The organism is Streptomyces megasporus, from assembly GCF_000718985.1.
Taxonomy (GTDB): Bacteria; Actinomycetota; Actinomycetes; order Streptomycetales; family Streptomycetaceae; genus Streptomyces; species Streptomyces megasporus.
Genome location: NZ_JODL01000002.1, coordinates 264856 through 279272 on the forward strand (window position 1 = coordinate 264856; position 14417 = coordinate 279272).

Here is a 14417-nt window from a genome sequence, read left to right on the forward strand (position 1 = left end):
GGGGCCGGTGTGAGCCGGTCGGCGGCCCGGAAGGAAGGCCCATAACCTGGGTCGTATGAGTTGGGTACGGCATGGGTGACGACGCGCGATTGAGGGCCGTGGTGGCGCTGGCGCAGGCGATGGCCGCCGCCCCCGCCCTGCGCGACGTCGCCCGTGCCGCCGCCGAGGGCGCGCGGGTCGCGATGGACGGCTCCTTCGCCGCCGTCTCCGTCTGGGAGCGCGAGCGCGGACGGCTGCGGGTGCTGGCGAACGTGGGGAAGCTGCGCGGGGACGAGGAGGAGTTCCCCGAGGACGAGTCGTACCCCGTCCACGACTTTCCGGAGATCGCCGGCCTTCCGTACCGGCGCCGGTCGGGCGAGGGCGAGCCGTGCGCCTGGGTGGAGTCGGCCGACGGGCCGTGGGACGGTGCGGGCCCGCCCGGGACGCGGCGGGCGGCCGTGCTGCGCCGCCGCGGGCGGGGCTGTTGCGTGGTGGCCCCGATCGTGCTGCACGGGCGGGCGTGGGGCGAGCTGTACGTGGCGCGGGAGCCCGGCCGACCCGTCTTCGACCGTGCCGACGCCGACTTCGCCACCGTGCTGGCGTCGGTGGTGGCGGCCGGGATCGCCCAGACGGAGCGGTTGGAGGAGGTGCGCCGGCTGGCCTTCACCGACCCCCTCACGGGCCTGGCGAACCGACGGGCGGTGGACGTGCGCCTGGACGAGGCGCTGGAGCGGCACCGGGCGGACGGGACGGTGGTGAGCCTGTTGGTCTGTGACGTCAACGGACTCAAGGCGGTCAACGACGAACTGGGCCACGAGGCGGGCGACCGGCTGCTGGAACGATTCGCCTCGGTGCTGTCGCTGTGCGGCGCGATGCTCCCGGAGACGCTGGTCGCCCGGTTGGGCGGGGACGAGTTCTGTCTGCTGGCGGTGGGGCCGTCGGCCGACGAGGTGGTCCGCGTCGCGGACGAGGTCTGCCGTCGGGCCGCCGAGCTGGAGCCGGGCGAGGGGGTCGCCTGCGGACTGGCCTCCACGGGGGACCCGATAGGTCCGGTCCGCTCGGCCCGTCGGCTGTTCCGTCTCGCCGACGCCGCCCAGTACCGCGCGAAGGCCGCCCGCACGGCCAAACCGGTGGTGGCGGGGCGCGAGGGCGCGCGGGAGACGGAGGAGACCGAGGACGCCGTGATCCGCCTGGCGGACGCGGCGGAGACGGCCCGGCCGGCGGGCGACCGCCGCCGCATCCGGGGTCTGGACGTGTGACCGCCGCCCCGGTCCCGGGCCGGGCGTCGCCCAGGCCGTGACAGAACTCGATTCACTCTTTAGTGTGCCTGAATATGGATATGCAGAATCCCGTGGTGCTCGGGCCCACCGGCGTCACCGCCGAGGACGTCGTCGCCGTCGCCCGCGGTCTGGCTCCCGTCGAACTCTCCGCCGAGGCGCTCGAGGCGCTCGCCGCCGCCCGACGGACCGTCGAGGACCTGGCCGCCAAGCCCGACCCCGTCTACGGCGTCTCCACCGGCTTCGGCGCCCTCGCCGTCCGCCACATCCCCGCCGACCTGCGCGTGAAGCTCCAGCGCAACATCGTCCGCTCGCACGCCGCCGGAATGGGGCCGCGGGTGGAGCGCGAGGTGGTGCGGGCGCTGATGTTCCTGCGGCTGAAGACCCTCGCCTCCGGCCACACCGGCGTGCGGCCCGAGGTCGCCCGCGCCATGGCGGGCCTGCTCAACGCGCGGATCACCCCCGTCGTCCACGAGTACGGCTCCCTCGGCTGCTCCGGCGACCTCGCGCCGCTGTCGCACTGCGCGTTGACCCTCATGGGCGAGGGCGACGCCGAGGGGCCGGACGGGGAGGTGCGGCCCGCGGCCGAGCTGCTCGCCGAGCACGGACTGGCCCCTGTCGAGTTGCGGGAGAAGGAGGGCCTGGCGCTGCTCAACGGCACCGATGGCATGCTCGGCATGCTCCTGCTCGCCTGCGACGACCTGGCCCGGCTGTTCACCTGCGCCGACGTCACCGCCGCCCTCACCCTGGAGGCGCTGCTGGGCACGGAGAAGGTGCTCGCCCCCGAACTGCACGCCATCCGCCCGCACCCCGGCCAGGCCGCGTCCGCCGCCAACATGCTGAGGCTCCTGGAGGGCTCCGGGCTCACCGGGCACCACCAGGACGACGCCCCCCGGGTGCAGGACGCCTACTCCGTGCGCTGCGCGCCCCAGGTCGCCGGCGCCGGCCGCGACACCCTGGAGCACGCCCGCACCGTCGCCGAGCGGGAGCTGGCCGCGGCCGTGGACAACCCGGTGGTCCTGGCCGACGGGCGGGTGGAGTCCAACGGGAACTTCCACGGCGCGCCCGTCGCCTACGTGCTGGACTTCCTCGCCATCGCCGTCGCCGACCTGGCCTCCATCGCCGAGCGCCGGACCGACCGGCTGTTGGACAAGAACCGCTCGCACGGGCTGCCGCCCTTCCTCGCCGACGACGCCGGCGTGGACTCGGGCCTGATGATCGCCCAGTACACCCAGGCCGCCCTGGTGAGCGAGATGAAGCGACTGGCCGCCCCGGCCTCGGTGGACTCGATCCCGTCCTCGGCGATGCAGGAGGACCACGTCTCGATGGGCTGGTCGGCCGCCCGCAAGCTGCGGACCGCCGTGGACGACCTGACCCGCGTGCTGGCCGTCGAGCTCTACACCGCCGCCCGCGCGGTCGAGCTGCGCGCCGCCGACGGGCTCACCCCGTCGCCCGCCGCCTCGGCCGTGATCGCGGCGCTGCGCGCGGCGGGGACGGCCGGGCCGGGTGAAGACCGTTTCCTGGCACCGGAGTTGGCGGCGGCCGAGGAGTTCGTGCGCGGGGGAGGGGTGATCGCGGCGGCCGAGACCGTCACCGGGCCGCTGGCGTGAGGGCCTCGCGGCCGGAACGGATGCGGGCGTGGGCCAGCAGGGCGGCGCCCGCGCCCAGGAAGCCGAGACCCCCGACGACGTAGGGCGTGCTGTCAAAGCTTCCGGTGTCGGCCAGTTCGACCCCGTCCACGGAGTCGCCCCCGAAGGTCTGCGTCCCTCCCTGGGCCTGGACCCGGGAGACCTCGGAGCGGACGGCGGTGCTCTCGCCGGTGGCGTTCGCGGACGGTACGAACCACAGGCCGCACAGGAGGCCGCCCGCGACGGCGGCGGTCACCAGCGGACGGCGGTGTGCTCGCACGGAAAAGCCCCCTTGGCGCTGCGACGATGCGATGCGATGTGATGGTGGTGCGGGACACGATGCTAGCCACGGAAGAGGGTCACAGGAAAGGCGACCGGTATGACGATCACCTTTCCGGCGACGCTCTCCACGCCTTCCTCACACTGCGTTTCAGGTCACAGCGGCACATACACTGTGCGATGAGTGGAAAACGGCCCGATACGCCCGGGTGTTGTCGTGCGGTGAACGTCGGCAACGATCCGGGACGGTGGGGGATTCCCGCTCGGCACCGCAACCTCCGGCACCGAACGGGTGTCTTACCCCACAGTCCTACCCTGGGTGGAACGGGTCACAGCTCCCATGCGTTCTCATACGTACTGCTGTGGGGTTGGGCATCCCGTTTGCCTTCACCGGGCGACGTGGGATGCGGATCGGGAGCCAGAGGTTCGTAAGCGGATGGAGAAGCGTGTGATGACGGACGGCAAGCGCCGCAGGGGCGTCGCGGTGACGGCCGCGTTGCTCAGTGGGGTGCTCACACTGTCGGCGTGCGGGGGCGGTGACGGCGAGGGGTCCGACGCCGCGAAGAAGCCGGAGAAGGGGCAGGCGCAGGTCGACAAGGCCGCGGCGGAGAAGGCTTCCAGCGCGCGAATAGTCATCAGCCCGAAGGACGGATCGGACAATTCCACCATAAATGGCGTCAAGGTCACGGTGAAGGGCGGCAAGCTCACCGAGGTGACCATGAAGGCCACCGCCACGGGACAGGAGGTGGAGGGCACGCTCGCGGACGACGGGGCGAGCTGGAAGCCCAACGGTCAGCTCGAGCGGGCCACCGAGTACACGATCTCCGCGCAGGCCGAGGACGCCAAGGGCCGGGCGGCGCACGAGAACTCCACCTTCACCACGGTCTCGCCGTCCAACAGCTTCATCGGCTACTACACGCCCGAGGACGGCTCGACCGTGGGCGTCGGCATGCCGGTCTCGATCAACTTCGACAAGGGCATCGCCAACAAGAAGGAAGTCCAGGCCGCGATCGAGGTCAACACCACCAGCGGCCAGGAGGTCGTGGGCCACTGGTTCAGCGACACGCGCCTGGACTTCCGGCCCGAGGAGTACTGGAAGGCCGGCTCCAAGGTCACCGTCGACCTCAACCTCGACGGCGTCGAGGGCGCGCCGAACGTCATCGGCGTCCAGGACAAGACCATCAGCTTCACCGTCGGTCGCGCCCAGGTCAGCACGGTCGACGCGAAGACCAAGCAGATGACGGTCGTCCGGGACGGCAAGACCATCCGGACGATCCCGATCTCGGCCGGCAGCCCCGCCACCCCGACCTACAACGGTCAGATGGTGATCTCCGAGAAGTTCAAGGAGACCCGGATGAACGGCGCCACGGTCGGCTTCACCGACGACGACGGCAAGGGCGAGTACGACATCGCCGACGTGCCGCACGCCATGCGCCTGTCGACGTCCGGCACCTTCATCCACGGCAACTACTGGGCCGCCGACTCGACCTTCGGCAACGCCAACACCAGCCACGGCTGCATCGGCCTGAACGACGTCCAGGGCGCCAACGACCCGAACCAGGACGGCGCCTGGTTCTACGAGAACTCGCTCCTCGGCGACATCGTCATCGTGAAGAACTCGCCGGACAAGGAGATCACCCCGGACAACGGCCTCAACGGCTGGAACATGTCCTGGGAGGACTGGAAGAAGGGCTCCGCCCTCTGACGTCCCGGCCCGGCGGTCCGAGTGACCCGCCGGGCCACACCGTGATCCGTCCCACCGGGCGGCGGACGCGGCGCCCACGCGCCGCGTCCGCCGCCTTCGGTCTTTCCGGGGGGCGTTCCGGGTCCCCCACACCCCCTCACGGACCGCTCGACGCACCGGAGACACGCTCCCGCCGTGCGGGGAGGGCGGCTCACCGCAGGGGAAGGCAGGCGGCGGGGAGCAACCACACGGAGGTGACGGGGCGTCTCCTCCACCGCGAAGGCCGACCGAGCCGGAAGGCGACGACCCAACGGAAAGGGACGTCGACCCCAGGGCACACATAGAACTCCAGTCTCATATATCGCCATATGGTGCTGGTGCGGCGGCCTCCCGCATACTGCTCGCGCGGGGGGCCGCTGGGGTCCCCCACGCATGGTGACGAGCTCACCAGGGGGAAAATTGACACATCGGAAGAGAGTGGGCGCCACCGCGATAGCCACCGCCGTGGCCGTCGCACTGACGATGGGGCTGACCACCGCATCGTCCGCCGCTCCGCCCAAGCAGCCGTCGGAGAACGGAGCCCGACAGGGCGCCGACCGGACGGACCGGGACCGACGGACCGTCACCCTCATCACGGGCGACCGGATCGTGCTCGACCGGCACGGCGAGGTCACCGGGATGATCCGCGCCAAGGGGCGCGAGAACGTGCCCGTCCGGGTGCTCCGCTCCGAGGGACACACCTATGTGCTCCCGCGGGACGTCACCCGACTCATACGCGAACGCAAGCTCGACCAGCGGCTGTTCGACGTCACCGAACTGAGCCGCGAACGCCACCGCAGGACCGCCGGGACCGGCGTCCCGGTCATCGTCACCTATCGGGGCGCGAAGCCCGAGGCCAGAGCCGAACTCCACGCCGCGGCCGACCCGGTCGTACGCGCCACCTTCCGCTCGGTCGACGGCGAGGCGCTGACCGTCGCCGAGGACGCCGCGGCCGAGGCGTGGGCGGCCCTGACCCGACCGTCCGCCACCGCCGGACAGCTCGCCGCGGCCCCCGGGGTCGCCACCGTCTCGCTCGACGGAATCCACCGGGCCACACTCGACAAGAGCGTGGCGCGGATCGGCACCCCCACGGCCTGGAAGGCCGGCTACGACGGGACGGGCGTCACCATCGCCGTCCTGGACACCGGCATCGACACCGGCCACCGGGACTTCGCCGGACAGGTCGTGGCGGAGAAGAACTTCTCCGCGGCCGGGGACACCAAGGACCGCTTCGGACACGGCACCCACGTCGCCTCCATCGCGGCCGGCTCGGGCGCCCACTCCAAGGGTCGGTACAAGGGCGTCGCGCCCGGCGCCAAGCTCCTCAACGCCAAGGTCCTCGACGACGACGGCTACGGCACCACCTCGGAGATCATCGCGGGCATGGAGTGGGCCGTGGCGCGGGGCGCCAAGGTCCTCAACCTCAGCCTCGGCGACTACGACACCCCCGAGGTCGACCCGATGGAGGACGCCGTCAACCGGCTGTCGAAGGACAGCGGCGCCCTCTTCGTGATCGCGGCCGGCAACGAGGGCCCCGGCCCCTCCACCATCGGTACCCCGGGCAGCGCGGACGCCGCGCTGACCGTCGGCGCCGTGGACAAGGACGACAAGCTCGCCGACTTCTCCTCCATCGGACCGAGGGTCGGCGACGGCGGGCTCAAGCCGGACCTGACCGCTCCCGGCGTGGACATCGGCGCCGCGGCGGCCAAGGGCAGCGTCATCGAGCAGGAGGGACAGAAGGTCGCCGACGGCTACGTGGCGATCTCCGGCACCTCCATGGCGACCCCGCACGTCGCGGGCGCGGCGGCACTGCTGGCGCAGCAGCACCCCGACTGGAGCGGCGAGCGGATCAAGGCCGCGCTGACGGCCTCCACCACGCCGGGCCAGGGGTACACCGCCTTCCAGCAGGGCTCGGGACGGGCCGACGTGGCCAAGGCGATCAAGCAGACGGTCGTCGCCGAGCCGGTGTCCGTCGGCTTCGGCACGGCCCAGTGGCCGCACGGCGACGACAAGCCGATCACCAAGAGCCTCACCTACCGCAACCTCGGAACCGAGGACGTCACCCTGGACCTGGCCGTCACCGGCAACGACCCCGAGGGCAAGCCGGCGCCGAAGGGCATGTTCACCCTCGCCGCCGACAAGGTCACCGTCCCCGCGGGCGGCACGGCCACCGTCGACGTCACCGCCGACACCCGACTCGGCGGCGACCTGAACGGTGCGTACAGCGCGGCGATCACGGCGACCGGCGGCGGCCAGACCGTCCGGACCGCGGCAGCCGTCGACCGCGAGGTGGAGTCCTACGACCTGACCGTGCGATCCATCGGGCGCGACGGCAGGACGCCGAAGCTGTGGGACACCACCCTGGGCGACTTCGGGGAGGGCGGCTTCCGCTCGCTCCACGGCGAGAACGGCACCGCGACGGTCCGGCTGCCCAAGGGGAACTACGCCCTGTCCACGATCATGGACCTGCCGGACGCCTCGGGTGAGGAGCTCGAGGGCATGGACTGGATCGTCGCGCCGACGGTCAAGCTCACCAAGGACACCACGGTCACCTTCGACGCCCGCAAGGCGAAGAAGATCTCGATGACGGTGCAGGACCAGAAGGCTCGGGAGACCAGCCTCAACGTCGAGTCCACCGTCGAGACCGAGGACGCCTACTTCGGCTTCGCCGTCAGCGCGCCCGGGCTGAAGCACGGTCTGCGCACCGCGCAACTGGGCACCGCGACCGACGGTGTGACGGCCGAGGCGAACGCCGGCGCCACCTGGACCAACGGCAGCAGGGAGTACCACGTCGCCCACCAACGCAAGAGCGGCTTCTACACCGGCCTGAACCTCCACACCAAGCAGTCGGAGATGGCCAGGATCGTCGTCGGGCAGGGCTCGTCGCTCCCCGGCCGCACCGGCGCCCTGTACACGATGCCGTCCACCGCGTTCTGGGCCACCGCGACGGAACGGAGGCTGCCGAGCACCACGGCGGTGTACGTCAGGGCCAAGGGGATCGAATGGGCCCAGGACTTCGCCCTGTTCGACAAGAACGGCGAGATCGAGGCCGGCTACTTCGCCGACGCCCGGTCGTACACCGCGGGCAAGGTGTACGGCCGCACCTTCAACAACGGCGTCTTCGGCCCCAACCTGGCGGACGGGGACGGCATCTTCCGCGAGGGCGACACCATCTACGGCGCGATCAACCCGTTCGTGGACGGGGACGGCCACTACGGCGGCAGCCTGTACGACTCGGCGCGGACGACGCTGTACCACAACGGCAAGAAGTTCGCGACGCGCGACGACGTCCTGGACTTCGTGGAGTTCACCGTGCCGAAGGGCAAGGCGTCGTACAAGCTGGTCACCACCATCGACCGCGCGAAGGTGTCGAAGCTGAGCACCAGGGTGAGCGCCACCTACACCTTCACCTCCGGCCGCGCCGAGGAGCAGACCATGCTCCCGACGACGGCGGTGCGCTTCGCCCCGAAGACGGCCCTGGACGGCACCTCCAAGGCCAAGGCCACGGTCTCCGTGCCGGTGAAGGTCCAAGGGTCGGGCGCGGGCAAGAACCTGAAGTCGCTCGGCGTGTACGTCTCCTACGACGACGGCAAGAGCTGGACGAAGCTCACGGTCAAGAAGGGCAAGGTCACGGTCAAGAACCCGGGCAAGGGCAAGAGCGTCTCCTTCAAGGCGAACGTCACGGACAAGAAGGGCAACACCCTCTCTCAGACGATCATCAGCGCCTACCGCACCAAGTGACACCCGGAACGCGCGGAGCATGTGTCCCGTGAGGTCCACGGACCTCACGGGACACCAACGCACCGACGCACCACGTGCCACGGAAGGACGGCCCGCCGGAGCACCCGCTCCGGCGGGCCGTTCGGTCGTGACGGCCGCTCGGCCGTGACGGGCGCCACGGCCATGACGGCCCGGAAACCGGCGATATCCCGAAAATCGGGAGAACCCCGCATAAGGCGGCCCGTGGCGGGGAGCCGAGCGAGTACGGGGGAGTTGTGAACGAGGACCGAACCGTCGAAAGGACGTGGCAGACGTGAAGGTCGCCTTTCTCGTGGCCCCGGAGGGCGTGGAGCAGGTCGAGCTGACCGACCCCTGGCAGGCCGTGAAGGACGCCGGAGGGACGCCGACCCTGCTCTCCACGCAGGGCGGACGGATCCAGGCGTTCAACCACCTCGACAAGGCCGACACCTTCCCGGTGGACCAGCAGGTCGCCGAGGCGCGGGTCGAGGACTTCGACGGCCTGGTACTCCCCGGAGGTGTCGCCAACCCCGACATGCTGCGGACGGACGAGAAGGCCGTGGCCTTCGTCCGGGACTTCTTCCAGGCCGGCAAGCCGGTCGCCTCGATCTGCCACGGGCCGTGGACGCTGATCGAGGCGGGCGTGGTGCGCGACCGCAGGATCACCTCCTGGCCCAGCCTGCGAACGGACATCCGCAACGCGGGCGGCAACTGGGTCGACGAGGAGGTCTCGGTCTGCACGAACGGACCGAACACCCTGATCACCAGCCGCATGCCGGACGACCTGAAGGCGTTCGACACGGCGTTCCTGCGGGAGTTCTCCACCGTCTCGGCCTGACCCGACCCGGCCCCACCCCGGCCCGTCCCAGCCCGGAATCCGGGCCGGGGCGGGCCGCTCCTCCATCGCCTCGCGACCGCCTCGCGCATGACCTCGCGGGTCATCGACTCCCGCACCGGGGCGGGGCAGCATCGGCACCACCGCGGTCGCGCCCACGCGCCGATGCGGCCGACACCCACGGCCACGCAGGAGGAGCCATGACGGCCTATGCCATCGCCCAGCACCACAACCACCCCGGCGCCCACCCGGACGTCATCGCCTACCTGGAACGCGTTCAGGACACCCTCGCCCCCTACTCCGGCCGCTTCCTCGTCCACGGAGGCGCCCTGGAGGTCCACGAGGGCGAGCGGCCGGAGAGCGTGGTGGTGATCGAGTTCCCCGGGATGGAACAGGCCCGCGCCTGGTACGCCTCCGAGGCGTACCAGGAGATCCTGTCGCTGCGGACCGACCACATCGACAGCACGGCCTTCCTGGTGGAGGGCGTCGGCCCCGACCACCACCCGAGGCGGAGGATCGAGGAGCTGCGGCGGGCGGCGGGCGCCTGAACCCATCGCTCCGCACGAGCCACGGGGCGGTGCCGACCCGCCGGGGCGCGGGGGAGCGACGAGCCCCGACGGCCGGGGCGTGGTGGCCGTACCCCCGTACCGGCCACCACACCTCGGCACCGACATACCGTCCGAGCCGCGGCGCGTCTCCGTCACGGCCCGTCTCCCGGGCGTCGTCACGGCGGCTTCCCGCCGGCCGCGACCAGCCTCAGGGAGATGGTCTCGCTGATGACTGGCTCAGAGCCAGTGATTTGAGCCACTTCTGAGGTGCGGATCCTCGGCGGTGGGAGAAAAGGGCGGAAAGACCGATGGGTGGGGCCCCGTCGGAGGCCCCACCCTCAGTGCGTCGGACGTGCCCGTTCCGGTCAGCCCTCGGCCGTGGCCACGCCCACCGGGCAGCTCACGCCCGTGCCGCCGATGCCGCGGCGGCCGTCTCCGCCGCGGTCGAGGTGCTGCCGGTGGTGGGAGTCTCCCGCCCACCACCGTTCACAGATGGTCGAAGGGCGGGACGATCCTCACGACGATGATCAGACAGTCCCGAGGGGAGGCCAGGAAGTAGAACCACCCACCGGCCGCGTCCATGCGGCGCAGTCCTCCGGACCGTGGCCCGTTGCCCATGTCGCTGATGTCGACGCCCATGTCGGCCAGTTCGGTGAGCTGGGTGGCGAGGCGTTCCACCTCGGTGACGATCTCGTCCGGCACGCCGTCGGTGACGTGGGCGCCGTCCGGGTCGTACTCCCAGTGCCAGGTGCCGCTCACCGCCGGTGCGAGGTGGAGAGTGCGGCGTGTGCGTCGTCCAGGATGCGGCCGATCTCGGAGGCCGCCTCGCGGGCCTGACCGGCGTCGCCGGTGGCGGCGAGTTCCTCCAGGTTCCGCAGCCGCTCCGCGAGACGCGGCTGGCGCTGAATGTGGACGTAGACGGCCCACTGGGCGACGAAGCGCCGCAGCGGTGCGAGATCGGAGCCCTGTCGTGCCTGGTCGGCGGCCTGGTCCAGTTCCCGGGAGAAGGCGGGGAGGGCCGCCGGCGCGATCTGGGCGACGGCCTGCCGCAGTGCCGCCACGGTGGCGGGCGGCTGGGGGATGAGCGGTCGCTCTGCGGCAGAGGTGGTCATGGCGTCTCCCATAGGCGGAATTCTGCTCGCTGCGGGCAGCGTATCCGGCGGAAGCCGTCCGCCGTCGTCCGAACGGGTGGTGACGGCGGACGGCCGGGTGGGTCAGCCCTCGGCCGTGGCCACGCCCACCGGGCAGCTCACGCCCGTGCCGCCGATGCCGCAGTAGCCGCCGGGGTTCTTGTCCAGGTACTGCTGGTGGTAGGACTCCGCCGGGTAGAAGGGGCGGGTGTCGGCGGGGAGGATCTCCGTGGTGATCGCGCCGTAGCCCGAGGCCGTCAGGACCGACTGGTAGGCGTCGCGGGAAGCCTCCGCGGCGGCCTGCTGGGCCGGGGAGTGGGTGTAGACCGCCGAGCGGTACTGGGTGCCCACGTCGTTGCCCTGCCGGAAGCCCTGCGTGGGGTCGTGGGACTCCCAGAAGAGCTTCAGCAGCGCCTCGTACGAGACCCGCGACGGGTCGAAGACGACGCGGACGACCTCCGTGTGGCCGGTCAGACCCGAGCAGACCTCCTCGTACGTCGGGTTCTCGGTGTGGCCGCCCTGGTAGCCGGCCAGGGTCGTCCACACGCCCGGCGTCCGCCAGAACGTCCGCTCGGCGCCCCAGAAGCAGCCCAGGCCGAAGTCCGCGACCTCCAAGCCGTCCGGGTAGGGGCCCAGGAGGGGGTTGCCCAGGACCGTGTGGGCCTCCGGGACGGGGAAGGGACGCTCCGGGCGGCCCTTGAGGGCCTCCTCCGGGGTGGGGAGGGAGGTCTTGTGGTAGCCGAACAGCATGCTCACCTCTCGTCAGTGTGTCGGCGGCGTGTGCGCCGCGTCGCCGCCCCGGCTCTCGTAGCCGGCGACCGCCAGGGCGCGGTACGCCGCGTACTCCGCCGCGGGATCGCCGCCGTCGACCCACGGCACCGCACCGACATAACCGTCGACGGCCCGCACCTGTTCCATGGCCTCCGCGTACCGCTCGCCGCGCACCAGGAAGCACAGCAGCAGATGGCGCACGTGCGGGGCGACCGGGTGGTCGTCGGGGGCGTGGTGGAGGGCGTACTGGGCGCCCGCGACGGCCTGCTCAACGACCGCGCTCCGGTACAGGCCGCTCACCATGTTGGCCTCGGGCAGGTGGTCGTAGACGGCGAAGAGGGGAAGCGCCGGGAGCAGGGTGCCCTCGGGGGCCTCGCCGGCCGCCCGCTGAGCGAAGGCGTAGGCGTCCTCGCGGGAGCCCTGGCCCTTGGCGGACCAGTACGGAAGCGCCACCAGGTGCGCGCCCATGTGGTGCGGCGCCCGCCTGCGGACCTCCTCCCACAGCGCCTCGAAGTCGGCGCGGCGCACCCCCGCGGCGCGGGCGGCGAACAGTTCCACGATGCGCGAGGTGGGGTCGGCCGGGGCCAGTCGGGACGCCTCGCGGGCGATGTCGCGGGCCTCCTCCAGGATGATCCGCCGGTCCGCCGAACCGGTGTCGCCGAGCGCCTGCCAGACCAGGAACTGCGCGTACACCTGGGCGCAGCCCGCGTCCCGGGGGGACGAGGCGCGCCAGTCGCGCAGCCAGCGCGCGTCACGGGACGCGACCGGGGCGCCGGGCTCCCGGGCGTCCTTGGAGAGGGAGAGGGCGGAGTGCTCCGCCGGGGGCCGCCCCTCGGCCGCCGGGGCCGTCCGCGCGTGCGCCAGCTCCACCGCCGCCGCGCCCGCCAGGGACTGGACGCGCTGCCAGCGCAGCTCCGGGTCGTCGTCGGTCAGGGCGAGGAGCCGGGCGACGGGCCGCCAGTCCTGGGTCCGCTGGGTCTCCTCCAGCGCCTCGACCAGTTCCCGGTCCGGCCCCGGCAGCCGTACGTCCAGCCGGTCGGGCGGCACGAAGCCGTACCGGTCGGGTTCGGCGACCCGCACCGGGAACCCCCCGTTGTCCCTCAGTTCCCTGCGGCGGCGGACCGCGGGCACGATCAGGAGTCCGATGACGGCGGCGATGGCGACGAGGAACAGCAGCGCTTCCATGTCTCCACCGTACGGCCCGCCCACTAGGCTCGTGACCATGAGCGATCAGCACGCGGACCGGAACGCGGTACAGCATTTCGAAACCCTTGCCATCCACGCCGGGCAGGAGCCCGACGCCGCCACCGGGGCGGTGGTGACCCCCATCCACCAGGTGTCCACGTTCAAGCAGGACGGGGTGGGGGGTCTGCGCGGCGGCTACGAGTACAGCCGCAGCGCCAACCCGACACGCACCGCCCTGGAAGAGAACCTCGCCGCCCTGGAGGGCGGCCGACGGGGTCTGGCCTTCGCCTCCGGGCTGGCCGCCGAGGACTGCCTGCTGCGGACCTTGCTGACGCCCGGCGACCACGTCGTCATCCCCAACGACGCCTACGGCGGCACCTTCCGGCTCTTCGCCAAGGTCGCCGAGCGGTGGGGCGTGGAGTGGTCGGTGGCCGACTCCTCCGACCCGGCGGCCGTGCGCGCCGCGCTGCGACCGCGCACCAAGGCCATCTGGGTGGAGACCCCGAGCAACCCGCTGCTGGGCATCACCGACATCGCCGCCGTCGCCGAAGTGGCCCGGACGGCGGGCGCCCGACTGGTGGTGGACAACACCTTCGCCAGCCCCTACCTCCAGCAGCCGCTCGCGCTCGGCGCGGACGTCGTGGTGCACTCCACCACCAAGTACATGGGCGGCCACTCCGACGTGGTCGGCGGCGCGCTGATCACCGCCGACACGGCCCTGGGCGAGGAGCTGGCCTTCCACCAGAACGCGATGGGCGCCATCGCCGGGCCGTTCGACTCCTGGCTGGTGATGCGCGGCATCAAGACCCTGGCGGTGCGCATGGACCGGCACTGCGTCAACGCCGCCCGGATCGCCGAGCTGCTGTCCGCCCACCCGAAGGTCACCCGGGTGTACTACCCGGGTCTGGACTCCCACCCCGGGCACGAGGTGGCCGCCAAGCAGATGCGCGACTTCGGCGGGATGGTGTCCTTCCAGGTCGCAGGCGGCGAGGAGGCGGCCGTCGAGGTCTGCAACCGGACGGAGCTGTTCACGCTCGGCGAGTCGCTGGGCGGGGTGGAGTCCCTGATCGAGCACCCGGGCCGGATGACCCACGCCTCGGCGGCGGGCTCGGCGCTGGAGGTGCCGGGGGACCTGGTGCGGCTGTCGGTCGGCATCGAGGCGATCGACGACCTGGTGGAGGACCTGAACCGGGCGCTCGGCTGAGCACGCCCCTTCGGGGCGGGGCCGCCGACCACCGGGCGGGCACGGAACGGAAACGGACCGCGGCGAACTCGCCGCGGTCCGCTTCCGCGTTCCGACCCGTTCCCGCGCAGCCCTTGGGGG

12 protein-coding genes are annotated in these 14417 nt (G+C 72.0%); 7 read left to right on the plus strand and 5 right to left on the minus strand.

Annotated elements, in window-relative coordinates; all coding sequences use genetic code 11:
• Window positions 1-71: 71 nt before the first annotated feature.
• Together IF47_RS0103020 and hutH are read left to right on the plus strand one after the other, a co-directional pair.
• A complete protein-coding gene (locus tag IF47_RS0103020) occupies window positions 72-1238 on the plus strand; it encodes a GGDEF domain-containing protein (protein ID WP_031506377.1) in 1167 nt (388 codons plus the stop codon).
• A 74-nt stretch (window positions 1239-1312) separates the two neighbouring features.
• A complete protein-coding gene (gene hutH, locus IF47_RS0103025) occupies window positions 1313-2866 on the plus strand; it encodes a histidine ammonia-lyase (RefSeq protein WP_031506378.1) in 1554 nt (517 codons plus the stop codon).
• Here the strand turns inward: hutH and IF47_RS0103030 are convergent.
• Entirely contained in the window at window positions 2847-3164 is a 318-nt protein-coding gene (locus tag IF47_RS0103030; RefSeq protein WP_078591516.1) for a hypothetical protein, read from the minus strand. The genes hutH and IF47_RS0103030 overlap by 20 nt on opposite strands.
• A gap of 435 nt (window positions 3165-3599) precedes the next feature.
• On the opposite strand from IF47_RS0103030, the gene IF47_RS0103035 reads away from it, so the two are divergent.
• From IF47_RS0103035 to IF47_RS0103050, 4 genes are all read left to right on the plus strand, one after another.
• On the plus strand, window positions 3600-4868 hold the full coding sequence (locus IF47_RS0103035) for a L,D-transpeptidase (RefSeq protein WP_031506380.1): 1269 nt from the start codon (window positions 3600-3602) through the stop codon (window positions 4866-4868).
• A 456-nt stretch (window positions 4869-5324) separates the two neighbouring features.
• A complete protein-coding gene (locus IF47_RS0103040; protein WP_342667211.1) occupies window positions 5325-8627 on the plus strand; it encodes a S8 family peptidase in 3303 nt (1100 codons plus the stop codon).
• A gap of 292 nt (window positions 8628-8919) precedes the next feature.
• On the plus strand, window positions 8920-9462 hold the full coding sequence (locus IF47_RS0103045; protein ID WP_031506382.1) for a type 1 glutamine amidotransferase domain-containing protein: 543 nt from the start codon (window positions 8920-8922) through the stop codon (window positions 9460-9462).
• A gap of 197 nt (window positions 9463-9659) precedes the next feature.
• Window positions 9660-10007 carry a DUF1330 domain-containing protein gene (locus tag IF47_RS0103050; RefSeq protein WP_031506383.1) on the plus strand — a complete coding sequence of 116 codons (348 nt, stop codon included), beginning with the start codon at window positions 9660-9662 and terminating at the stop codon, window positions 10005-10007.
• A gap of 486 nt (window positions 10008-10493) precedes the next feature.
• Here the strand turns inward: IF47_RS0103050 and IF47_RS0103055 are convergent, their stop codons facing one another.
• The 4 genes from IF47_RS0103055 to IF47_RS0103070 form a co-directional block, all read right to left on the minus strand.
• Window positions 10494-10766 (minus strand): hypothetical protein, encoded by a 273-nt coding sequence (locus IF47_RS0103055; protein WP_031506384.1) that lies wholly within the window; start codon window positions 10764-10766, stop codon window positions 10494-10496.
• On the minus strand, window positions 10763-11119 hold the full coding sequence (locus tag IF47_RS0103060) for a DUF6247 family protein (protein WP_031506385.1): 357 nt from the start codon (window positions 11117-11119) through the stop codon (window positions 10763-10765). The genes IF47_RS0103055 and IF47_RS0103060 overlap by 4 nt, the downstream gene beginning before the upstream one ends.
• Before the next feature lie 102 nt (window positions 11120-11221).
• Complete coding sequence (gene msrA / locus IF47_RS0103065) at window positions 11222-11887, minus strand: peptide-methionine (S)-S-oxide reductase MsrA (RefSeq protein WP_031506386.1); 666 nt, start codon at window positions 11885-11887, stop codon at window positions 11222-11224.
• Window positions 11888-11899: 12 nt separating this feature from the next.
• Entirely contained in the window at window positions 11900-13093 is a 1194-nt protein-coding gene (locus IF47_RS0103070; RefSeq protein ID WP_031506387.1) for a hypothetical protein, read from the minus strand.
• A gap of 37 nt (window positions 13094-13130) precedes the next feature.
• Here IF47_RS0103070 and IF47_RS0103075 point away from each other — a divergent pair, with 37 nt between their 5' ends.
• Window positions 13131-14297, plus strand: a complete 1167-nt coding sequence (locus IF47_RS0103075; protein WP_031506388.1) for a cystathionine gamma-synthase — start codon at window positions 13131-13133, stop codon at window positions 14295-14297.
• Window positions 14298-14417 lie beyond the last annotated feature (120 nt).